Here is a 20,547-nt window from a genome sequence, read left to right as displayed (position 1 = left end):
GCATCGCGGCACGTGTCGCACGCCCGACTGGCAAGGCAGCGCATCGCCTTCGCCCTGCATCATCGCGTCCCGCCCGCGCCGCCGCGCTCCCGAACCGCTGCAACGGGCGTGCCAGCCTCACGCTGGCATACGGCTTGCCTCGTTCCCTTCACTGCGGCGTCACGAGCGACGGTCATGAATCTGCTTGCCTATCCGTTTTACCAATGGTCTGCGGAATGCCTGCGCCCGGCGCGTGCCTGGGCAGCCGCGACGCGCGCGACGATGTCGCTGTGGCCGCCGGCGACTTCGACGCCGACGGGCCGCATGGTCGACGCGCTGTGCGAACTGCTCGAATGCTGCGCGTTCTCGCACCGGCGGCCGCCGTTCGGCATCGCGTCGGTCGTCGTCGACGGCGAAACGGTGCCGATCGTCGAGGAAGCCGCGACGACCACGCCGTTCGGGACGCTGCTGCACTTCCGCAAGGCCCGGCCGATCGCGCGCCAGCCGCGCGTGCTGATCGTCGCGCCGATGTCCGGGCACTTCGCGACGCTGCTGCGCGGCACGGTACGCACGATGCTGGCCGACCACGACGTGTACATCACCGACTGGCACAACCCGCGCGACATCCCGCTGGCGGCCGGGCGTTTCGGTTTCGACGAGTACGTCACGCACGTGATCGACTTCATCCGCCACATCGGCCCGGACGCGCACGTGCTGGCGATCTGCCAGCCGACCGTCGCGTCGCTGGCGGCAGTCTCGCTGATGGCGGCCGGCGGCGATCCGGCGCAACCCGCGAGCCTCACGCTGATGGCCGGCCCGATCGACTGCCGAGTGAATCCGACGAAGGTCAACGAGCTCGCGACGAGCCAGCCGATCGAATGGTTCGCGCACAACCTGATCAGCGTGGTGCCGACGGGTTTCGTCGGCGCGCAGCGGTGCGTGTATCCGGGCTTCGTGCAGGTCGGCGCGTTCATGTCGATGAACCCGGACCGGCATGCGGCGTCGTTCGCGGATCTGTACTACGAACGCGCGAAAGGCGACCCCGCGAAAGCCGACACGTTGCGGCACTTCTACGACGAATATTTCGCGACGGCCGATCTCACCGCGGAGTTCTATCTGGAAACGGTCGAGAAGGTGTTCCAGCAGTACGCGCTCGCGCGCGGCGAGCTGGCGGTGGGCGACACGCTCGTCGAACCGGCGGCGATTCATCGCACCGCACTGTTGACGATCGAAGGCGAGAAGGACGACATCTGCGCGGTGGGCCAGACGGTGGCCGCGCAGGAACTGTGTTCGGGGTTGCCGTCGTACCTGAAGACGCACCATGTACAGACAGGTGTGGGGCACTACGGCGTGTTCAACGGCAGCCGGTGGGAAACGCAGATCTATCCGATCGTGCGGGCGACGATCCACGACAACGAACCGTACGATCGCACCGCGGATGCGCAAGGCGACACCAGCGGCGCCCACTACGTCACGCTGCGTGCGCTGCTCGATGCGCGCGCAGCCGCGATCGATGCGGCACCCGAAGCGCAATCGGATCACGCGCACTGAACGCGGGTAGCGACACAGCGAATCGCCCCGCCGGAGAGGCGGGGCGATGTTTGCTGCGGCATCAGGACGGCGCGTGAGCGAAACCACCCGCGCGCCGGGCCGGCTCGTTACGAGCAGGCCTTGCCGTGCGATGCGTGGTAACCCTTCGCCTTCGCGTCGGCTTCCGACATGTAGCTGCCGTGCTTCGTCTTGCCGTAGTACTTGTCGGTCGAGCAGTGATAGACCTTCGAGGCATCATTCGCCCACACCTTGCCCGCGCCGCCGCCCGGCGCTGCGGCGGTCGTCGCGGCGGCGCTCTTCGCGGGTGCGGTGCCCGACGCCGGGGCCGCGGAAGCCGCCGTGGCCGGCGCGGCGGCCGGTGCGCTCGCCGCGGCGGCGGCCGACGCGCCGTACCACGTCTTCACGCCCTTGTGGCCTGCACACGCGCCCTTCTTCGATGCGCCCGAGTAGAACGAACCGTCCTTGCACAGCCCGGTCGTGCCGGCCGGCGCGCTGGCCGGAACCTGCGCGAACGCACCGATCGACATACCCATGCCGGCGACGAGCGCGGCGATCAACATTGTCTTTTTCATGGTCCTCTCCTGATTTGCCTGAATGATGAAAGCGTCCGGGGCATTCCCGGGAACCACGATGGTTACCGCACCCAGCGGCACACGCGGTGGTGGTGGTGATGATCGAAGTGGCACACGCGGTGCGAATGCGCTTCGGCCAGTGCCGGCACGAGCACGGCGCAAGCCAGTGCGGTGGCCGTCAGGATCTTCGCGATGCGGTTCATGGTGAAACTCTCCCGGATAGGTCAGCCGGTGATCCGGCTGGTACCTCCTTAACGCCGGTCGTCGACGGGCCGTGCACCGCACCTGCATGCAATTGACGATCTTTGACATCGCCTCGCCAATCGATGCTCGAAGCTGACGAATGTCTTTCTTTTCTTTCTGGCTCTTCAGCTGCGCGACCGTTTGGAATTCGAAGGAATGTGTCCAAGCGGAAAGCAGTTCGCGGAAGTCAGCGGAGCAATAAAAAACCGCCTGAATGCAGGCGGTTCGTCGAAAGCGCACACCCAACCGGCACGCTACGCACCGGCCTCGCCCCACGGCGTCGGCTCCGGCACCGCGCATGGCCCTTCGACGTCGATAGATTTGAAGTCGGCAGGCCCGACGATCTCCAGGTACTCCATGTCCGGCGAGTAGTCGAACAGGTAGTGAACGATCCCCGGCGCCTGGTGCACGCAGTCGCCGGCCGCCACCAGCGTTTCCTGTTCACCGTACATGAAGCGCGCCCAGCCCTTCAGCATGATCACGATATGAAACTCGGCCTCGTGACGGTGCCAGCCGGTGCCCGCCTCCGGTGCATGATTGGCCCTGACGAGTTGCGCGACGACCTTGCCGTTCGTCGCGGCCGCGATACCGAGATCGCGGTACAGGAAGAAGTCGCGCAGGCCCTCGCCTTGAAAGGCGGTGTCCTGCGGCTTCACGTGGGAAAAAGCGGTGGTGGTCGGCGTGCTCATCGCGTTGCTCCTTCATCGAAAGGATCACGCGAGACAAGCATTAAGCGTTCCAGTTTGGCGGCGGGTCGAATCCGTGCGCGTACTTACTTCAACCGTCCCGACAGAAACTGCCCGAGCCGCTCGCTCTTCGGATTCACGAGAATCTGCTGCGGATCACCCTCTTCCTCGATCTTCCCCTGATGCAGGAAGATCACGTGGTTCGACACGTTGCGCGCGAAACCCATCTCGTGCGTGACGACGACCATCGTGCGGCCTTCCTCGGCGAGTTTCTGCATCACCTTCAGCACTTCGCCCACCAGTTCCGGGTCGAGCGCCGACGTCGGTTCGTCGAACAGCATCACTTCCGGCTCCATCGCGAGCGCACGCGCGATCGCCACGCGCTGCTGCTGGCCGCCCGACAGGTGCGACGGATACATGCCCTCGACGCGCGGCGCGAGGCCGACCTTCTCCAGATACTTGCGTGCCCGGTCGATTGCCTCGTCCTTGCCGATGCCGAGCACGGCCATCGGCGCCTCGATCACGTTCTCCAGCACCGTCATGTGCGCCCACAGGTTGAAGTGCTGGAACACCATCGACAGCTTCGTGCGCATGCGCTGCAGCTGCTTCTGGTCGGCCACGCGCAGCGAGCCGTTGCGATCGCGCGTGGTCTGGATCGGCTCGCTGCCGATCGTGATCTGCCCCGAGCACGGCTGCTCGAGGAAGTTGATGCAGCGCAGGAACGTGCTCTTGCCCGAGCCGCTCGAGCCGATGATGCTGATCACGTCGCCGGCCTTCGCCTTCATCGACACGCCCTTCAACACCTCGTTGTCGCCGAATTTCTTGTGCAGGTTGTCAACGGTAAGCTTGTACATGCGGGGTCCTTCGTTGCGGATCGTGCGAATGCGTTAGTGGCCGCGCGGCGAGAGATACGCGAGCCAGCGCGTCTCCAGCTTGCGGAACGCCCAGATGAGCGCGAACACGACGACGGCGTACAGCACGGCCGCGATGCCGTAGGCCTGGAACGACATGTACGTCGCCGAATTGACGTCGCGCGTGACCTTCAGGATGTCGGGCACGGTCGCGGTGAACGCGAGCGTCGTCGCATGCAGCATCAGGATCACTTCGTTGCTGTAGCTGGGCAGCGAGCGGCGCAGCGCGGACGGCAGGATGATGCGCGTATAGAGCTTGAAGCGCGACATCCCGTAGGCCATCCCGGCCTCGATCTCGCCGGCCGACGTCGCCTTGATCGCGCCGGCGAAGATCTCCGTCGCATACGCGCATTCGTTCAGCACGAACGCGAGCAGCGTGCAGTTCATTGCATTGCGGAAGAACGTGTCGAGCAGCACGTGGTCGTGCACGACCTGCAGGCTGTAGATGCCCGTGTAGCACATCAGCAGCTGCACATAGAGCGGCGTGCCGCGGAACACGTACGTATAGAGCCATACGGGGCCCGAGATCCAGCGGTTCGACGATGCCCGCGCGATCGCGAGCGGCACCGCAAGCGCGAAACCGAGCGCGATCGACACGACCAGCAGCCACAGCGTGATTGCGAGGCCGCTGAAGCGGTAGCCGTCGGAATAGAGATAGCTTTGCCAATACTGGCCGACGAGTTCGATCACAGTGCGAGCCTCCGGACGCCGACGGAATAACGCTTCTCGAGGTGGTGCAGCACGACGTTGGACACCGTCGTGATCGCGAGGTAGATCGCGCCGGCGGCCAGCGTGAAGAAGAAGAAATCGAGCGTGCTCTTGCCCGCGTCCTGCGACGCCTTCACGACGTCGGCGAGGCCGATGATCGACACGAGCGCGGTGGCTTTCACGAGCACCTGCCAGTTGTTGCCGATGCCCGGCAGCGCGAAGCGCATCATCTGCGGGAACAGGATGCGGTGAAATACGCGCCAGCCGCTCATCCCGTATGCGAAGCCGGCTTCGAGCTGGCCGCGCGGCACCGCGAGGAACGCGCCGCGGAACGTCTCGGTGAAGTACGCGCCGTAGATGAAGCCCAATGTGACGACGCCGGCCGCGAACGGGTCGATGTCGATCTGGTCCCAGCCGAGCAGGTCCGTCACGTTGTTCAGCACGATCTGGATCCCGTAGAACAGCAGCAGCATCAGCACGAGGTCGGGCACCGCGCGGATCAGCGTCGTGTAGAACGTGCCGACCGACTTGAGCACGCGGTTGGCCGACAGTTTCGCGGCTGCGCCCGCGAGGCCCAGTATCAGCGACGCGGCGAGCGACAGTACCGCGAGCTTCACGGTCTCGACCGTGCCGGCCCACAGCAGCGGGCCAAATCCTTGGAAGATCATATGAGGGACCCAGAACGAGGTGGCGGGATTGTCAACAGCCATTAACGGCGCATCAAACGAGTTCTACGCACGATGTGATGCTGCCGGCTCATCAAGCCGGACGTATCACGCGAACGGCGCGGCGAGGGCAATACTGAGCGCGAGTTTCTTCATGGCGTTCCTGTCAGAGGCGAACCGGGGCGGGTTCCGGTCGGGCTACCCGCCGTGAACCCTTCCCACCGGGAAATCGCGTGCTTCGGCGATTCCAAGTTGTACATACAACTTTGCCTTTTCCGGGATGGGGTCAGCAATCCGTGTTTATCTCTAATTGTCGGCAGATTAGGGCCGCGCGCAGGATTTTCATTAATTTTCAATTAATTATTGGTTACGCGAAGCTGAATGACGGCTTTCTTGCGGCGTACGGAAGCCGCCGAACGGCGCACGGCAGCTGTCTAGACTTCCCCAACTGCGACGATTTTTCCACGCCGGCCAGCCGGTCATTCACCGACGGCATGGCCGCCGCGTGCTCGTCATACCCTTCCCTCTTGAGCACCAGCACGGCACGGCGCGTTTACGCCTCCTTTGCAGACGCGCGGCGAGTCTATACACCGTTTCGCCGCGGCGATTCCTAGAATGGGTTTCATGTCCAGGACGAGGCCTCCGCAGTGCGGAACACGACGTGACGGGGGATGAGCACATGACACCGACCAGAACGGAACTTGCCGCTTCATGCGATCTGCTGTCCGATCGCTCGCGGCGCCGCTCCTCCGCGGACGCACGCGTGCTGCTGTCGATCCGCGTCGAAGCGGACGACCTCGCGCTCGTGCGGCGCCGGTTGCATCAGGCCGTCGGCGCGGCGCTCAACTTCTATACGGCCGCGCTCGACCACCGCACCGGGCGCGCGTGCATCGAGCTCGAAGTCGCGCGTTCGCAGGCATCGCCCGCGGTCCTGTCGATCCAGCGCGTGCTGCCGGCCGCCGAGTTCGGCACGATCCGCCTGTTGCAGCACTAGTCGGCGTTCGCCGCCGCCGCGCGTGACACGCGTCACGCGCTTCCCCTTTTCATCGATTCGAACGCGCATGTCCGCACGGCCACGCGCGGCGGATCGCCGTTCCCGTCGCAACGGGTCTTTCCAGGAAACACACGTAATGAAAAAAGCAGTCGTCGGTGCCCTGTCGTTCGCATTCATCGGCGCCGCCGCGCATGCCCAAAGCAGCGTCACGCTCTACGGGATGCTGGATGCCGGTATCGCCTATACGAACAACCAGTCGGGCAAGAGCGCGTGGCAACAAGGCAGCGGGCTGCTGTCGAATACGATCTTCGGGCTGAACGGCAACGAGGATCTCGGCGGCGGCCTGCATGCGCTGTTTCGCCTTGAAAGCGGCTTCAGCCTAAACAGCGGCACGCAGTCCTATCGAAACACGCTGTTCGGCCGCCGTGCGTACGTCGGCCTGCAGAGCGACCGATACGGCACGCTGACGCTCGGCCGCCAGTACGATGCCGTGGTCGACTATCTCGGCCCGCTCGCGATGGCGAACAACGGCGACGGCAACAACCTCGCGTCGCATCCGTTCGACAACGACAACCTCGACGATTCGTTCTACATCGACAACGCGGTGAAATACACGAGCACGACGCTCGCCGGCTGGCAGTTCGGCGGCCTGTACGGGTTCGGCAACGCGGCCGGCGGCTTCGCGAACAACCGCGCATACAGTGCGGGCGTGTCGTATGCGAACGGGCCGGTCAGCCTCGGCGCCGCCTACCTGCAACTCAATCGCGGCGGCTTGACGACGGGCGGCGCACTGTCGACGAACGACGCGCCGAACTTCCCGGCCCTGCGGCAGCGCGTGATGGGCGCAGGCGGCAGCTACGCGTTCGACCGGCTGACGATCGGCGCGTTGTGGACGCACGCGATGTTCGACGAGACGGCCGCGTCGTCGCTCCCCGGCGCGCTGAATGCGCTGCGCTTCGACAACTACGAGGTCAACGCGCGCTATGCGCTGACGCCGGCGGTTTCGTTCACGGGCGCCTATACGTTCACCGACGGCCGCTACGACGACGCAACCGGCAGGCACCGGCCGAAGTGGCACCAGGCGACGCTGATGGCCGACTACGCGCTGAGCAAACGCACCGACGTGTATGCTGAAACCGTGTACCAGCACGCGTTCGGCGTGCCGTCGGGCGCGACGCTCGGGTTCGCGAACGTCACGGGGCTCGCGGCTTCGTCGACGCGTACGCAGATGGTCGCAACGGTCGGCATCCGGCATCGGTTCTGAGCGCAAGCGGGCCGCGGAAGGCCGGCCGCTCTGTGCAATCCCGCATGGACGCGCGCCGGCCGACCAGGGATCATTCGGGGAATCCGGGCCGGCGCGCCCGCGAAACCGGTACACTCGGCGCCGGGCGCGCGCCGGATCGGCATTCGGCGGCGGCCCGCTGCCGACTCTGAATCGTGATCCCATGACCACACCGATCTATCAGGAAATCAAGGACTTCATCCTCGCGCGCATTCATGCCGGCGAGTGGGCGGAAGGCGACCAGGTGCCGTCGGAGAACGAGCTCGCGCGCGAATTCAACGTCGCGCGGATGACCGTCAACCGCGCGCTGCGCGAGCTGACGGCCGAACAGGTGCTCACGCGCACGCGCGGCTCCGGCACCTATGTCGCGTCGCCGAAATACGAGTCGACGCTCGTCGCGATCCGCAGCATCTCCGACGAAGTCGCCGCGCGCGGCCACGGCTATCGCGCGCAGGTGCTGCAGATCGGCGCGGCCGTCGCCGATGCGAAGCTCGCCGACGAACTGCAGCTCGACACCGGCAGCCCGATCTTCCATTCGCGCGTGCTGCATTTCGAGAACGACACGCCGGTGCAACTGGAAGAACGCTGGGTCAACCCGGCCTGCGCGCCCGAATATGCATTGCAGGACTTCACGACGACGACGCCGAACCAGTACCTGACGCGCGTCGCGCCGCTGCAGCGCGTCGAATACCGGATCGAGGCCGCGATGCCCGACGCCGAAACGCGCCGTCACCTGACGATGGACGATCGCGAGCCGTGCCTGCTGCTGCATCGGCGCACGTGGTCGCAGGGGCTGGTCGCATCGGTCGCCAATCTGTGGCACCCGGGCAGCCGCTACCGGTTCACCGGACACTTCTGATCCGACGCCGATGCGCGGGCTCACCTCGCGCGCGGTTGTACCCATCGCTCGATCGCACTGACGGCCCGCTTCAAGCCATCCTCCTGCGCGAGGCGCGCACCGAGTTCTGTCGCCCGCGCCTTCGTCTCGCCCCGTTCGGCAAACGCGATGGCCCGCGCCAGCGCGACGGCGTCCATGCGCCGCCCCGCGACCGGCGCAGCCGCGACACCGAGCCGTTGCAGCCGGTTCGCCCAGAAGAACTGATCGCCCGCGAACGGCACGACCACCGACGCAATACCGGCCCGCGCGGCCGAATGCGTGGTGCCCGAGCCGCCGTGATGCACCGCCATCGCGACGCGCGGGAACAGCCCGTCGTGCGGCGTGTCGCCGATCACGCGAACGTGCGCGGGCAGCAGCGACGCATCGATGCCGCTCCAGCCCGGATAGAACAGCGCGCGCCGGCCGGCCAGCGCCTGCGTCAGCGCCGCGGCCATTGCCGCGCGATCGAAGCCGGCCATGCTGCCGAAACCGACGTACACCGGCGGCTCGCCCGCGTCGAGAAACGCCGCGAGTTCGGGCGGGGGCGCCCACGCACGCGTATCGATCCGCCACTGGCCGCAGGCCCGTACGTTCGACGGCCAGTCGGCCGGGCCGGACAGCAACGCCGGCGACACGCCATACAGCATCGGATGATCGGTCCACACGTGCTGGCGCGGCGGCAATCCGCATACGCTGGCGCGCGCGGCATTCGTCGACTTCCTGAACGCCTGCCACAGCAGCGCATTCACGAACCGATGGCTCGCGCGATTCAGCCAGCGCGGCACCTTCCCCGGCGGCAGGAACGGCGACGCGAATTCGGTGGTCGGCGTGATCGGAATCATGCCCGTGCCGATCGCCGGGATGCCGCGATATTCTGCGACCGACAAGCCGACGAACGACACGAGGCCCGACACCAGGAGCGCGTCGCACCCGCCTGATGCGTCCGCCACTTCGCGCATCCACGCGGCCGTGTTCGCATTCGCGATTGCCGCGAGCGCCTTCGAGGTATCGCTAAAGCCGCCGCGCCCACGCACCGCATCGGCCAACGCGCCTTCCGGCGCAATCGCACGACGGATATCGCCGGCCAGCGGCGCCGACGGCACGCCGAGCGCGGCAGCCGACCCGAGCGTCGCCGCATCGGCCAGCAGCCGGACCGCGTGCCCGGCATCCATCAGCGCGCGGCCGAGCGCCGCGAGCGGACGCGTGTCGCCTTCGGTGCCGTAGGTGGCGATGACGAGTTTCATGCGGGGCTCCTCGTGCACGGCGGAAAAGAATGGTTTCATAAAAGTGCACGTCGTATACTAATGCAATTCGTGCACTTTCACTCACCCGCCCCACCATGACGATTCCGACCGACGAGCCGGGCCGCCGCGCGCGCAAACGCATTCAGATGCTCGCGCATCTCGCCGCGACCGGCGCGCGCCTGTTCGATGCGCACGGCTACGAGGCCGTCACGATGGAGCAGATCGCCGCCGAGGCCGATGTCGCGAAACGCACGCTGTACAACCACTTTCCGACGAAGGAAGCCGTGCTCGCGCACTGGCTCGAAGGCGAACTCGCGCGCGATCTCGCGCATCTGCAGCGCGACGTCGCGCGGCGCAAGACCTTTGCGTCGCGCCTGGGCTGCGTGCTCGACGCGTCGGCCGCGTGGTGCGAACAACATCCTGTGTATCTGCTCGCGTACCTGCGGCACCGCTTCCTGAGCATCGGCGCAGCCGAACCGGAGCGTGCGGGAGAGAATGGCAGCGACATCGCACTGGTGTGGCAGCAACTGATCGCAGCGGGGCAGCAGGCCGGCGAACTGAACCGCACGCTGCGGGCCGATCAGCTCGCGACCTGGTTCCATCACCTGTATCTCGCGGCGATGCTGCGCTGGCTGACCGTGCCGGGGCTGTCGCTGAAACGGGAGTTTCAGTCGGTCGCGAAGCTGTTCATCGAAGGCGCGGAAGCGAAACGGTGACGTACGCAGGCCTTTGCATCATGCGTTCCGCGGCGCCCAATCGCCGCTCACGAGCGCCCGGAAGGCCGCCGCATAGCCGGGCACAACGCAGCGCAACCGGCAGTGGGACGCAGCCAACGCGTCGCACGTCGCACACGCATTGTTACAACGACCCCACACTTCGCATGCCAAATTTCCCGGGCAGCAGTATGCTGATGGCGTACGGCTGCGCACTGTGCACCGGGTAATCCCGTTGTTCGCACGCGACACGCGCCGCCGTCGCGACCGCAATCATGCGTTGCAAGGAGGGTTGTGATGGCTACCACGCATCAGCACTTCCACCTCGAACTACGGCACGCCACCGCGCCGACCTACTTCATCAGTTACCTGTTCCCCGCGTTGCTGTTCGTCTACGAACTGCTGCGCGTCGGCCAGTGGATACGCGATCACGGGATGCAATTCGTCGCGTTCAAGCAGATGGGCTACGAGTATCTGCTGATGCTGCTGTTCGTCGGACTGCAGATCGTCGTCGAGGCAATCTTTCTGCTCGGCGCGGCGATGCGCAAGGATCATCGCGATTTCGAGCACCGGTTGCCGAACGTGATTCTCGGCATCGGTCTGTCGATCGTGCTGCTGGCGATCGATCTCGCGATCCAGCTTTCGTTCTGACGGCCGGCGGGCGTCCGCCCGCTGGCGATGGCGAACGCTCAGGCGCCCGCGTCGCGCAGCAGCGTCGCGACGGCGGCCAGCACGTCGTCCGTTCGCTCGCGGTGCGGCAAGTGTCCGCAGCGGGCGAGCAACAGGAACGACGACGGCCCCGCGACGCCAGCGGCGATCCGCTTCGGATGCAAGTCGGACCCGTATTCGTCGTCTTCGCCGTGAATCGCGAGCGTCGCGCACTGCACGCGCGGCAAGTCGTCGTCGAGGCGCCAGTCGCGAAACGCCGGCGACAGCCACGTGTCGACCCACGCGCGCAGCACCCATTCGGCCTTGTCGCCGTGATAGCGCGCGAGCCGGTCGAGTTGCCCCGGTTCGTCGAACTGCCGCCCCGCTTCACGAATGCCGGCCAGCGTGCGCTCCTCGACGAACGCCTGCGCGGCGACCGTCACGAGGCCGCGGCAACGCGCCGGATGCGCGGCCGCACAGCCGACCGCCATCCCGCCGCCGACGCTGTGCCCGAACGCGACGAACGCATCGACGCCAAGCTGTTCCAGTACCGCAGCGAATGCATGATCGGCTTCGTCGCGCACGAACGTCGTGCCGAGCTTGCCCGGATGACGGTCCGAACGGCCGAAACCGAGGCGGTCGTATGCGATCACGTCGCGTTGCGTCGCGCTGGCGAGCTTCGCGGGGAAGTCGCGCCACAGATCGACGCAGCCGAGCGAATCGTGCAGCAGCAGGATCGGCGCGGCCTGCAAAGGCGCGGCCTGCAAAGGCGCGGCCGGCGAAGGCGCGGCCTGCATAAGCGTGGCCGGCTCAGGTGCGGCAGGCTCATGGGCTGCCGATTCAGCCGGCGCACCGCGCCAGCGCTTCGCGAAGAGCCGCCCTTGCGGCGTCTCGACCCAGGTCTCCTCGGTCACGATTTCAGTCATGTGTATGTCGTCATCTGCATGAAGGCAGCGCGCACGGGGGCGCGCCGCATCGAATGCCGTCGATGGTGGCCCGGCCGCGCGCGCGGCGTCAAGCAAGCCCAAGCCCCTTTTGCCCGCGCGTTCATTCGGGCTGCGGCGGCAGATACTCCATCTGCGCTTCGTCGTACAGCCGGTAGATCAGCGCCTGCATCGCGCGGATGTCCTCCGATTCGTCGAGCATGCGCATGCTCATGATGATCGGCGACACGAGGTTCGGATCGTCGAGCGGCTTGTAGCTGATGTCGTCGCGCTTGAGCCCATACACGCTCTGCGGCACGACCGACACGCCCTCGCCCATCGCGACGAGGCCAAGCGCGATCTGCAGTTCGCGCGTCTCGTAGATCCTGCGCGGTTGCAGCGCGCGATCGTGGAAGGCCGCGAGCACCTGGTCCGCATAGCTCGGGCGCGGCGCCTTCGGAAAGATGATCAGCGTGTCGTTGACGAGATCGTGCAGCGACAGCACGGGCTTCGCGCTGTCGAGCACGTGGCCGACGGGCAGCGCGACGATCATCCGCTCCTCGCGCAGCACGACGCGCCGCACGCTCGGGTCCTCGTGGCGGATGCGCCCGAACCCGACGTCGATGCGCCCTTCCTTCAGCGCCTTGATCTGGTCCATCGTCGACATCTCGTGCAGGCTCAGCTCGACGGCCGGATATTCGCTGCGAAAGCGCCGGATGATCTTCGGCAGCATCCCGTACAGCGTCGAGCCGACGAAACCGACCGACATGCTGCGCTCGATCTTGCCGACCCGCTTCGTCATCGATTCGAGCTCGGTGGTCTGCGCGAGCAGCTGCACCGCGTGCGAATAGAAGAAGCGCCCGGCATCGGTCAGCTTCAGCGGCCGCGCGGTGCGCTCGAACAGCGGCACGCCGAGCGCTTCCTCGAGCTGCTGGATCTGCCGGCTCAGCGGCGGCTGCGCGATATGCAGCCGTTCCGCCGCCCGCGTGAAATTCCGCTCTTCGGCTACCGCGACGAAGTAGCGGAGGTGTCTCAACTCCATGTTCGAATCCTCCCGGGACAGGCAACGGACGCTCATCCGGCGCCGCGCGGACAGCGTCCGCACCGGTCACCCTCGCCGGCTTCGTACCGGCCTCCTCGATCGCCTGCTTCCCGATCCCGTCACGATACCTCAGCCGGCGCCGATCCCGGCTCGAGCCGCGCCGTGCTCGCGGCGACGCCCAGGGCCGCGCAAAGCAAAACGGGAAGCCGCGAGGCTTCCCGTCGTTTCAGCGCCGCCGCATCGTTGCGGCGTGGCCGGCGTCGCGACCGCGCATCACACCTCGGTCGCATACAGCGCGTCGCGCTGCTCGTTACTCAGCGTGTCGAGCGGCACGTCGGGCAACTGATAGCAGATCATCGTGCCGTACAGCTCGGCCAGGCAGTTGCTGCCGGCGTCGAGTGCGTAGCCGTCCTCGCCGTCCGGCGCCGGCGGGTACACTTCGCGCCACGCATTGATCGCGGCTTCGATTCGCACGATGGAAACGGGTCCGGCCTTCCGCTCGGCGGGTGATGCGCTCATGGATTCCTCTGGGTTGCGCGCTCCGCGGGCCATGTCGGCCCGGATGGAACGATGAAAACGCCGGGCATCTCACCGGCCGCCGCGCGTCGCGCGCGCCGGATGCCGATCCGCGCCGCGCCTGTCGCGCCGGCCGGGCCGTGGCCCGGTAGGGTCGGGCAATATAACCGGCTTTGACCCCGTGCAGGCAATAGCCGGGCAAAAAAAACGGGAAGCACGCGGCTTCCCGTTTCTCGTCGACCGTCGCGCGGGCGCGTGCCGCGCCGGCGTCAGCCCGTGGTTTCGCGGTTCGCCACCGGCGGGCGCTGCGCGCCGCGGCTCGCGGCGATCCACGGCGCGATCTCCATGTCCTCGTAGCGCACGAACCGGCTCTTCTTCAGGAACCGGAAGCCGAGCCACACGACGACAAACAGCGGAATGCCGACATAGGTCGCGGCCACGCCGGCCCAGTCGATCCGGTTCGCGAGGAACGCCTGATAGTCCTGGCCGAGCGCGATCACGAGGCACAGCACGAATGCGAACAGCGGGCCGAACGGGAACCACTTCGACTGATACGGCAACTGGTCGAGCGAGTAACCCTGCTTCACGTAGCCCTTGCGGAACCGGTAGTGGCTGACCGCGATGCCGAGCCACGCGATGAAGCCCGTCATCCCCGATGTATTCAGCAGCCACAGGTACACGGTCTTGTCGCCGTACAGCGACGTGAAGAAGCACAGCGCGCCGACGGCGGTGGTCGCGTACAGCGCGTTGCGCGGCACGCCGCCCGGCGACAGCTTCGCGAACACCTTCGGCGCGCGGCCTTCGGTCGCGAGGTTGTAGAGCATCCGCGTCGACGCGTACATGCCCGAGTTGCCGGCCGACAGCACGGCCGTCAGGATCACCGCGTTCATCACGCCGGCCGCGAACGCGAGGCCCGCGTGGCGGAACACCAGCGTGAACGGGCTCACGCCGATGTCGGTCACGTCCGTCTTCAGCAGGTTCGGGTCGGTATACGGAATCAGCACGCCGATCACGAAGATCGCGAACACGTAGAACAGCAGAATGCGCCAGAACACCTGGCGCACCGCGCGCGGAATCGTCGTGCGCGGGTTTTCCGATTCGCCGGCCGCGACGCCGATCAGCTCGGTGCCCTGGAACGAAAAGCCCGCGATCATCGCGACGCCCATCAGCGCCGGCAGGCCGCCCGCGAACGGTGCGTCGCCGATCGTCAGGTTGCCCCAGCCGTTGGCCGGCGCGCCCTTCAGAATGCCGAAGATCATCAGCAGGCCGACGCCGATGAACGCGACCACGGTGACGACCTTGATCAGCGCGAACCAGTATTCGGCTTCGCCGAAGCCCCGCACGGTGAGCGCGTTGAGCAGGAACATCACGGCGAGGAACGCCGCGCTCCACCACACGCCGGGCACGTCCGGAAACCAGTAGTGCATCACGAGCTGCGCGGCCACGAGCTCCACCGCGATCGTCACCGCCCAGTTGTACCAGTAGTTCCAGCCGAGCGCGAAGCCGAAGCCCTCGTCCACGTATTTGGCGCCGTAGGTCGCGAACGAGCCCGACACCGGCATGAACGCGGCCATCTCGCCGAGGCTCGTCATCAGGAAGTAGACCATCAGGCCGATCAGCATGTACGCGACCATCGCGCCGCCGGGGCCGGCCTGCGAGATCGACGCGCCGGACGCGACGAACAGGCCGGTGCCGATCGAGCCGCCGATGGCGATCATCGTCAGGTGGCGCGCCTTCAGCGCGCGATGAAGCTTGGGTGGGTTCGCGGACGAACCGGATGAGTCGGACTTCGGAATTGCGGACATAAACGAGACGAACGTTGAGCGGGCCGGCATCCGTAGCCGGCGCATGCGGTATCGGAGCGCGGGGCGCGTCCTGCGATGCATTCGATGCGGCCCCGATACGCGTTGCGCGGCGGGCGCCTGCGGCGAAGCGCGGATTCTACCTGATTCGATAGGGGGACAGCTGCGCTCGCCCCGCCCGCCGCCACCGCCGCGGATTTCGCAGAATCAATGAGTTGGCCGTGTCGGCCGCACCACCGCCGCCCGGCGTCGCGAAAACCTCGATTACCGGCCGGTCACTCGATTTTCATTTCTCTGGTCGGCACGCAATCCTGTCCCGATCCGCCAAATACCGGATCAATATGCAAAATCGACCGATCAGCACGTTATTAATCAGACGAAAAGCCCGACACTGGCGATTGATTCAAATCAAATCGCCTGCGCGCACCGTGGTAATGATGCGTAACCGTTTCCAATCGCCGCACCCGCATGCATGTTTTGCATGTGCGCGCGAATTTCAGGAATTCGCGGGATAATGACGCTTAATTCGAAATAATCAGCGTGCGGAACCGCCAATGACGCGAGTAGCCGCCGCCCGCCGCCCCCCCCGAGGATGAAGTCATTCCCGCTGCCCGCCACGCTGCGCCGCCATACCGCGTCGATCGTGGCACGCATTCTGTCGCCCCGCGGCGTACTCGTGGCGGGCATCGTCCTGCTGATGTTCAGTTGGGGACTTTCCACGTCGCTATTAATCGAGGCACGGCGCGACGCGTATGGCCATGCGGTCGAAAATGCGCGCAACCTGATGCTACTGATCGAACGCGATATCGCGCGCAATATCGAACTCTACGATTTGTCGCTGCAAAACGTCGTCGACGGCGTGGCCGATCCGGAACTGATGACATTGCCGCCGCGCCAGCGCCACCGATTGCTGTTCGATCGCGCGGCGACCGGCGCCTATCTCGGCTCGATTTTCGTGATGGATGCGCACGGCAATATCACGATCGATTCGACCGATTCGCCCGCGCGACAAGGCAATTTCGCCGACCGCGACTATTTCACCGTACACCGCGACCGGCTCGCACCCGGCCTCTACATCAGCCGGCCGTACGCGTCGCGGCTGCGCGGCGGCGCGCTGACGATCGCGCTGAGCCGCCGGATCAACCAGCCCGACGGCACCTTCGGCGGGATCGTCGTCGGCACGCTCAGCATCGACTACTTCCGCGCGCTGCTCGATGGCCTCGCGGTCGGCCGGCACGGCAGCGCGGCGATCGTCGAGGACAACGGCACGCTCGTATCGCGCCTGCCGTACGACACCCGGGTGGTCGGCCTCGATCTGCACGACTCGCCGCTGTTCATCGACGCGCAACGCAGCCGCACCGGCGAACTGACCGGGGTCGGCGCGATCGACGGCGTGCGACGCGTTTATGTCTACAAGCATCTCGCCGGGCTGCCGCTGATCGTCGACGTCGCGCCCGCCGAGATCGATATCTACGCGTCGTGGCACCACCGCGCGATCTGGACCATCGTGCTGATGAGCCTGTTCACGACGTTCATCGCGTGGGGCTCGCTCGCGCTGTCGCGCGAACTGAAGCGCCGGCAGGAGGCCGAATCGAAGCTGTACCGGCTCGCGCACACCGATTCGCTGACGGGCCTCGACAACCGCGGCACGTTCGACACGGTGCTCGCGAAGGAGACCCAGCGCGCATCGCGCAGCGGCCGCCCGTTGTCCGTGCTGTTCGTCGACGTCGATCACTTCAAGGCGTTCAACGACTACTACGGCCACCCGGCCGGCGACGACGTGCTGCGCCAGGTCGCGCAAGCGCTGTCGCGCTGCCTGCGCCGCGACAGCGATCACGTCGCGCGCTACGGCGGCGAGGAGTTCGTCGTCACGCTGCCCGACACCGACGGGCCAGGCGCGGCAACCGTCGCCGAAGGCATCCGGCGCGCGATCGCGGGGCTCGGGATCGAGCACGTGAAGAGCCAGTACGGGCGCGTCACGGTCAGCATCGGCACGGCCACCGCCGACGACGGCCGGATGAATGCCGCGACACTGCTGCGGCGTGCCGACGAAGCGCTGTACCGCGCGAAGTCCGGCGGCCGCAACCGCGTGCTGGACGCGCAGTCGACCGCGGCCGACGCGTGACGCGCCATGCCGCACTCGGACGCGGCTGCCCGGCGGCCCCGCCGTGGACAGCCCACCCATGTTCGGCTAGCGTTACGTCTGCTGCGCATGCGGCGCGGCGCCGGCCCGCGCGGGCCGCCGTGCGCGTTCCCGCCACTTCCGCTTCGTCATGACCGCTCCGCTCCCGACCCGACTGCCTCCGCTCGTGCGCCACGCGCTTCGCCCGCTGCTCGACCCGTACCGCCGCTACCGGCACGCGAAGCTGATCCACGCGGCGCGCGTCGCGCTCGCGGTTCTCGTGTCGATCGCGCTGTCCACGGGGCTGAACGTGCCGCATGGCGAGTGGTCGACGATCACCGTGCTGATCGTCGTCGGCGGGCTGCAGCATCACGGCAACATCCGCAAGAAGGCGGCCGAGCGCGCGCTCGGCACGTCGATCGGCGCGCTGGCGGGGCTCGGGCTGATCCTCCTCTACTCGTTCCTGCACGCACCGTTCGCGATCTACCTGCTGATGGCCGTCGGGTGCGGCGTCTGTGCGTATCACGCGATCGGCAAGGCCGGCTACATCGCGCTGCTGTCGGCGATCACGATGGTGATCGTCGCGGGGCACGGCGACAACGAGATCGTCGACGGCCTGTGGCGCGCGGTGAACGTGCTGGCCGGCATCGCGATCGCGCTGGCGTTCTCGTTCGCGCTACCGCTCTACGCGACCTATTCGTGGCGCTACAAGCTCGCCGACGCGCTGCGCGCGTGCGCGGCCGTGCATGCGCGGCTCGCGGGCGATCGCCCGGTGAGCGACGATGCGCACCTGAAGGAAATGGCCGCACTGAGCGCGCTGCTCGTGCAGTTGCGCTCGCTGATGCCGTCGGTGTCGAAGGAATGCGAGACGTCGATGACGCAGCTCGAGGCGATCCAGCGCAGCCTGCGCCTGTGCATCGGTTATCTGGAGATCCTGTCGAGCGCGCTGCCGGCCGCCGACGACGCGGCGGCCCGCGATTACATGCGCGTCGAGATGAAGACCTTGAACCGGCGCATCCGCGACACGCTGGTCGGCGCGAGCCGCGCGCTCAAGTTCGGCACGCCGAGCCGGCTTGCCCCGCGCCGGCGGCCGGTCGACCCGCTGCACGACGCGCCGCCGCCGCAGTTGTCCGGCTACGTGTCGATCACCGCCAAGCTGGCCGGCGAAGTCGACCAGTTGCGCGAGCGGCTGCTCGATACCGCGCGGTCGTGGAATATCTGAGGGGCCGGACTGGCGCACAAATTCTTTCAAATGCCTTTCAATGAAATCAAGCGGCGCGCTGATGGCCTCGACCTGGGTTGACGGCCGATCCGGCCCTGAAAATCCCGCCGGCGGCCGGCTTGTCGCGCGCGTTTCGGCGGCGACGCAACGCCGTCCGGCACGGTGTTCTCCAGCCGGCTCACCGCCCGTCAGGCCCGCCGCGACAGGCGCGACGCCGGTTCCGCACCAAAATCAACCCTTGCCCCAACTTCCCGGACAGCCGATACTCGCATATTCCGCGAAATACGATCCCACCGGCTTCAATCCACGGTAATTCCTATGAGCACGATTCTCGAAAGCCTCCCGACCGGCCAGAAGGTCGGTATCGCCTTCTCCGGCGGCCTGGACACCAGCGCCGCGCTGCACTGGATGAAACTGAAGGGCGCCGTCCCGTATGCATACACGGCGAACCTCGGCCAGCCCGACGAAGACGATTACGACGCGATCCCGAAGCGCGCGATCGAATACGGCGCAGCCGGCGCCCGCCTGATCGACTGCCGCGCGCAGCTCGTCGCCGAAGGCATCGCGGCGCTGCAAAGCGGCGCGTTCCACATCACGACGGCCGGCGTCACGTACTTCAACACGACGCCGATCGGCCGCGCCGTGACCGGCACGATGCTCGTCGCCGCGATGAAGGAAGACGGCGTCAACATCTGGGGCGACGGCAGCACGTACAAGGGCAACGACATCGAGCGCTTCTACCGCTACGGCCTGCTCGTGAACCCGGATCTGAAGATCTACAAGCCGTGGCTCGACCAGACGTTCATCGACGAGCTCGGCGGCCGCGCCGAAATGTCCGAATTCATGAACCAGGCCGGCTTCGCGTACAAGATGTCGGCCGAGAAGGCGTATTCGACCGACTCGAACCTGCTCGGCGCGACGCACGAGGCGAAGGATCTGGAAAGCCTCGAAAGCGGCATCAAGATCGTGAACCCGATCATGGGTGTCGCGTTCTGGCGCGACGACGTGAAGATCGCCGCCGAGGAAGTGACGGTGCGCTTCGAAGCCGGCCAGCCGGTCGCGCTGAACGGTGTCGAGTTCAAGGATCAGGTCGAGCTGCTGCTGGAAGCGAACCGCATCGGCGGCCGCCACGGCCTCGGCATGAGCGACCAGATCGAGAACCGGATCATCGAGGCGAAGAGCCGCGGCATCTACGAAGCCCCGGGCCTCGCGCTGCTGTACATCGCGTACGAGCGTCTCGTCACCGGCATCCACAACGAAGACACGATCGAGCAGTATCGCGAGAACGGCCGCCGCCTCGGCCGCCTGCTGTACCAGGGCCGCTGGTTCGACCCGCAGGCGATCATGCTGCGCGAAACCGCGCAACGCTGGGTCGCACGCGCGATCACCGGCGAAGTGAAGATCGAACTGCGCCGCGGCAACGACTACTCGATCCTGAGCACGAAGTCGCCGAACCTCACGTATCAGCCGGAACGCCTGTCGATGGAGAAGGTGGCCTCGACGTTCTCGCCGCGCGACCGGATCGGCCAGCTGACGATGCGCAATCTCGACATCACCGATACGCGCGACAAGCTGCGCGTGTATTCGCAAGTCGGACTGCTGACTCCGAGCGAAGCGTCGGCGCTGCCGCAGATCAAGGGCGACGGCGACAAGTAAGTCGCTTCGTTCGACGCCGTGCCGCATCGTCGTATGCGGCACGGTCGGGCAGGCTGCCCGTGTGGCGCATCGTTACGCACGCAGCCTGCTGCTTCCCCTTCCCCCCCTCTCCCCGCCTGTCCGCTTTCCCGCCGTATTCGCATCCAGCCGCATGACGCCTCAATGGCACCGCACCGCCGCGCCAGTCATGG

The 20,547-nt window shown here is 66.6% G+C and carries 20 protein-coding genes; 9 read left to right on the top strand and 11 right to left on the bottom strand.

What is annotated here, in order from left to right; genetic code table 11:
- Positions 1 to 174 precede the first annotated feature (174 nt).
- Entirely contained in the window at positions 175 to 1,530 is a 1,356-nt protein-coding gene (gene phaZ / locus HWX07_RS16730; RefSeq protein WP_175876994.1) for a polyhydroxyalkanoate depolymerase, read from the top strand.
- Between the two features lie 107 nt (positions 1,531 to 1,637).
- On the opposite strand, the gene HWX07_RS16725 is transcribed toward phaZ, so the two are convergent.
- The 6 genes from HWX07_RS16725 to hisQ all read right to left on the bottom strand — a co-directional run bounded on the left by HWX07_RS16725 (position 1,638) and on the right by hisQ (position 5,318).
- Complete coding sequence (locus HWX07_RS16725; RefSeq protein ID WP_175807281.1) at positions 1,638 to 2,102, bottom strand: hypothetical protein; 465 nt, start codon at positions 2,100 to 2,102, stop codon at positions 1,638 to 1,640.
- A 62-nt stretch (positions 2,103 to 2,164) separates the two neighbouring features.
- Entirely contained in the window at positions 2,165 to 2,305 is a 141-nt protein-coding gene (locus HWX07_RS16720) for an HHHH-motif protein (RefSeq protein WP_175876993.1), read from the bottom strand.
- 294 nt (positions 2,306 to 2,599) lie between these two features.
- Complete coding sequence (locus HWX07_RS16715; protein ID WP_059575277.1) at positions 2,600 to 3,034, bottom strand: cupin domain-containing protein; 435 nt, start codon at positions 3,032 to 3,034, stop codon at positions 2,600 to 2,602.
- 83 nt (positions 3,035 to 3,117) lie between these two features.
- Entirely contained in the window at positions 3,118 to 3,885 is a 768-nt protein-coding gene (locus HWX07_RS16710; RefSeq protein WP_069230782.1) for an ATP-binding cassette domain-containing protein, read from the bottom strand.
- A gap of 33 nt (positions 3,886 to 3,918) precedes the next feature.
- A complete protein-coding gene (locus HWX07_RS16705) occupies positions 3,919 to 4,632 on the bottom strand; it encodes an ABC transporter permease (RefSeq protein WP_027805616.1) in 714 nt (237 codons plus the stop codon).
- Positions 4,629 to 5,318, bottom strand: coding sequence for a histidine ABC transporter permease HisQ (hisQ, locus tag HWX07_RS16700; RefSeq protein ID WP_175876992.1), 690 nt, complete (start codon positions 5,316 to 5,318; stop codon positions 4,629 to 4,631). The genes HWX07_RS16705 and hisQ overlap by 4 nt, the downstream gene beginning before the upstream one ends.
- Before the next feature lie 676 nt (positions 5,319 to 5,994).
- Between hisQ and HWX07_RS16695 the strand changes: the two genes are divergently transcribed.
- The 3 genes from HWX07_RS16695 to hutC all read left to right on the top strand — a co-directional run bounded on the left by HWX07_RS16695 (position 5,995) and on the right by hutC (position 8,450).
- Positions 5,995 to 6,309, top strand: coding sequence for a hypothetical protein (locus tag HWX07_RS16695; RefSeq protein ID WP_244130002.1), 315 nt, complete (start codon positions 5,995 to 5,997; stop codon positions 6,307 to 6,309).
- A 136-nt stretch (positions 6,310 to 6,445) separates the two neighbouring features.
- Positions 6,446 to 7,573: a porin gene (locus tag HWX07_RS16690; protein ID WP_175876991.1), complete on the top strand. Its 1,128-nt coding sequence runs from the start codon at positions 6,446 to 6,448 to the stop codon at positions 7,571 to 7,573.
- A 181-nt stretch (positions 7,574 to 7,754) separates the two neighbouring features.
- Complete coding sequence (gene hutC / locus HWX07_RS16685) at positions 7,755 to 8,450, top strand: histidine utilization repressor (RefSeq protein ID WP_175876990.1); 696 nt, start codon at positions 7,755 to 7,757, stop codon at positions 8,448 to 8,450.
- 20 nt (positions 8,451 to 8,470) lie between these two features.
- Here hutC and HWX07_RS16680 read toward each other — a convergent pair whose 3' ends face one another.
- A complete protein-coding gene (locus tag HWX07_RS16680) occupies positions 8,471 to 9,712 on the bottom strand; it encodes a glycosyltransferase (protein ID WP_175876989.1) in 1,242 nt (413 codons plus the stop codon).
- A gap of 95 nt (positions 9,713 to 9,807) precedes the next feature.
- Here HWX07_RS16680 and HWX07_RS16675 point away from each other — a divergent pair, with 95 nt between their 5' ends.
- Both HWX07_RS16675 and HWX07_RS16670 read left to right on the top strand, forming a co-directional pair.
- Entirely contained in the window at positions 9,808 to 10,428 is a 621-nt protein-coding gene (locus HWX07_RS16675) for a TetR/AcrR family transcriptional regulator (RefSeq protein ID WP_175876988.1), read from the top strand.
- 294 nt (positions 10,429 to 10,722) lie between these two features.
- A complete protein-coding gene (locus HWX07_RS16670) occupies positions 10,723 to 11,076 on the top strand; it encodes a hypothetical protein (protein ID WP_006482519.1) in 354 nt (117 codons plus the stop codon).
- 38 nt (positions 11,077 to 11,114) lie between these two features.
- Here the strand turns inward: HWX07_RS16670 and HWX07_RS16665 are convergent, their stop codons facing one another.
- The 4 genes from HWX07_RS16665 to HWX07_RS16650 form a co-directional block, all read right to left on the bottom strand.
- Positions 11,115 to 11,999, bottom strand: coding sequence for an alpha/beta hydrolase (locus tag HWX07_RS16665; protein ID WP_175876987.1), 885 nt, complete (start codon positions 11,997 to 11,999; stop codon positions 11,115 to 11,117).
- Between the two features lie 121 nt (positions 12,000 to 12,120).
- A complete protein-coding gene (locus HWX07_RS16660; RefSeq protein WP_006479595.1) occupies positions 12,121 to 13,038 on the bottom strand; it encodes a LysR family transcriptional regulator in 918 nt (305 codons plus the stop codon).
- Between the two features lie 273 nt (positions 13,039 to 13,311).
- Positions 13,312 to 13,557: a DUF3717 domain-containing protein gene (locus HWX07_RS16655; protein ID WP_047901546.1), complete on the bottom strand. Its 246-nt coding sequence runs from the start codon at positions 13,555 to 13,557 to the stop codon at positions 13,312 to 13,314.
- Positions 13,558 to 13,823: 266 nt separating this feature from the next.
- Complete coding sequence (locus HWX07_RS16650) at positions 13,824 to 15,359, bottom strand: amino acid permease (protein WP_175876986.1); 1,536 nt, start codon at positions 15,357 to 15,359, stop codon at positions 13,824 to 13,826.
- Positions 15,360 to 15,948: 589 nt separating this feature from the next.
- Between HWX07_RS16650 and HWX07_RS16645 the strand changes: the two genes are divergently transcribed.
- The 3 genes from HWX07_RS16645 to argG all read left to right on the top strand — a co-directional run bounded on the left by HWX07_RS16645 (position 15,949) and on the right by argG (position 20,356).
- The gene (locus HWX07_RS16645) at positions 15,949 to 17,481 is read left to right on the top strand and encodes a sensor domain-containing diguanylate cyclase (protein ID WP_175876985.1); all 1,533 of its coding nucleotides are present in this window, start codon (positions 15,949 to 15,951) and stop codon (positions 17,479 to 17,481) included.
- Positions 17,482 to 17,629: 148 nt separating this feature from the next.
- Positions 17,630 to 18,700 carry an FUSC family protein gene (locus HWX07_RS16640; RefSeq protein ID WP_175876984.1) on the top strand — a complete coding sequence of 357 codons (1,071 nt, stop codon included), beginning with the start codon at positions 17,630 to 17,632 and terminating at the stop codon, positions 18,698 to 18,700.
- Between the two features lie 318 nt (positions 18,701 to 19,018).
- Positions 19,019 to 20,356 carry an argininosuccinate synthase gene (gene argG / locus HWX07_RS16635; protein WP_175876983.1) on the top strand — a complete coding sequence of 446 codons (1,338 nt, stop codon included), beginning with the start codon at positions 19,019 to 19,021 and terminating at the stop codon, positions 20,354 to 20,356.
- Positions 20,357 to 20,547: the final 191 nt, after the last annotated feature.

The organism is Burkholderia sp. BCC0097, from assembly GCF_902832985.1.
Taxonomy (GTDB): domain Bacteria; phylum Pseudomonadota; class Gammaproteobacteria; order Burkholderiales; family Burkholderiaceae; genus Burkholderia; species Burkholderia orbicola.
Note: the sequence above shows the minus strand (reverse complement) of the source record. Positions and strands in the feature narration are given on the sequence as shown.

Excerpts from the sequence above, each read along its gene's own strand:
- hisQ (WP_175876992.1), bottom strand. The coding sequence starts at position 5,318 with ATGATCTTCCAAGGATTTGGCCCGCTGCTGTGGGCCGGCACGGTCGAG.
- HWX07_RS16675 (WP_175876988.1), top strand. The coding sequence starts at position 9,808 with ATGACGATTCCGACCGACGAGCCGGGCCGCCGCGCGCGCAAACGCATT.
- HWX07_RS16670 (WP_006482519.1), top strand. The coding sequence starts at position 10,723 with ATGGCTACCACGCATCAGCACTTCCACCTCGAACTACGGCACGCCACC.
- HWX07_RS16640 (WP_175876984.1), top strand. The coding sequence starts at position 17,630 with ATGACCGCTCCGCTCCCGACCCGACTGCCTCCGCTCGTGCGCCACGCG.
- HWX07_RS16720 (WP_175876993.1), bottom strand. The coding sequence starts at position 2,305 with ATGAACCGCATCGCGAAGATCCTGACGGCCACCGCACTGGCTTGCGCC.
- HWX07_RS16725 (WP_175807281.1), bottom strand. The coding sequence starts at position 2,102 with ATGAAAAAGACAATGTTGATCGCCGCGCTCGTCGCCGGCATGGGTATG.
- HWX07_RS16660 (WP_006479595.1), bottom strand. The coding sequence starts at position 13,038 with ATGGAGTTGAGACACCTCCGCTACTTCGTCGCGGTAGCCGAAGAGCGG.
- HWX07_RS16690 (WP_175876991.1), top strand. The coding sequence starts at position 6,446 with ATGAAAAAAGCAGTCGTCGGTGCCCTGTCGTTCGCATTCATCGGCGCC.
- HWX07_RS16710 (WP_069230782.1), bottom strand. The coding sequence starts at position 3,885 with ATGTACAAGCTTACCGTTGACAACCTGCACAAGAAATTCGGCGACAAC.
- HWX07_RS16650 (WP_175876986.1), bottom strand. The coding sequence starts at position 15,359 with ATGTCCGCAATTCCGAAGTCCGACTCATCCGGTTCGTCCGCGAACCCA.
- phaZ (WP_175876994.1), top strand. The coding sequence starts at position 175 with ATGAATCTGCTTGCCTATCCGTTTTACCAATGGTCTGCGGAATGCCTG.
- HWX07_RS16665 (WP_175876987.1), bottom strand. The coding sequence starts at position 11,999 with ATGACTGAAATCGTGACCGAGGAGACCTGGGTCGAGACGCCGCAAGGG.
- hutC (WP_175876990.1), top strand. The coding sequence starts at position 7,755 with ATGACCACACCGATCTATCAGGAAATCAAGGACTTCATCCTCGCGCGC.
- HWX07_RS16680 (WP_175876989.1), bottom strand. The coding sequence starts at position 9,712 with ATGAAACTCGTCATCGCCACCTACGGCACCGAAGGCGACACGCGTCCG.
- HWX07_RS16695 (WP_244130002.1), top strand. The coding sequence starts at position 5,995 with ATGACACCGACCAGAACGGAACTTGCCGCTTCATGCGATCTGCTGTCC.
- HWX07_RS16645 (WP_175876985.1), top strand. The coding sequence starts at position 15,949 with ATGAAGTCATTCCCGCTGCCCGCCACGCTGCGCCGCCATACCGCGTCG.
- HWX07_RS16655 (WP_047901546.1), bottom strand. The coding sequence starts at position 13,557 with ATGAGCGCATCACCCGCCGAGCGGAAGGCCGGACCCGTTTCCATCGTG.
- HWX07_RS16715 (WP_059575277.1), bottom strand. The coding sequence starts at position 3,034 with ATGAGCACGCCGACCACCACCGCTTTTTCCCACGTGAAGCCGCAGGAC.
- argG (WP_175876983.1), top strand. The coding sequence starts at position 19,019 with ATGAGCACGATTCTCGAAAGCCTCCCGACCGGCCAGAAGGTCGGTATC.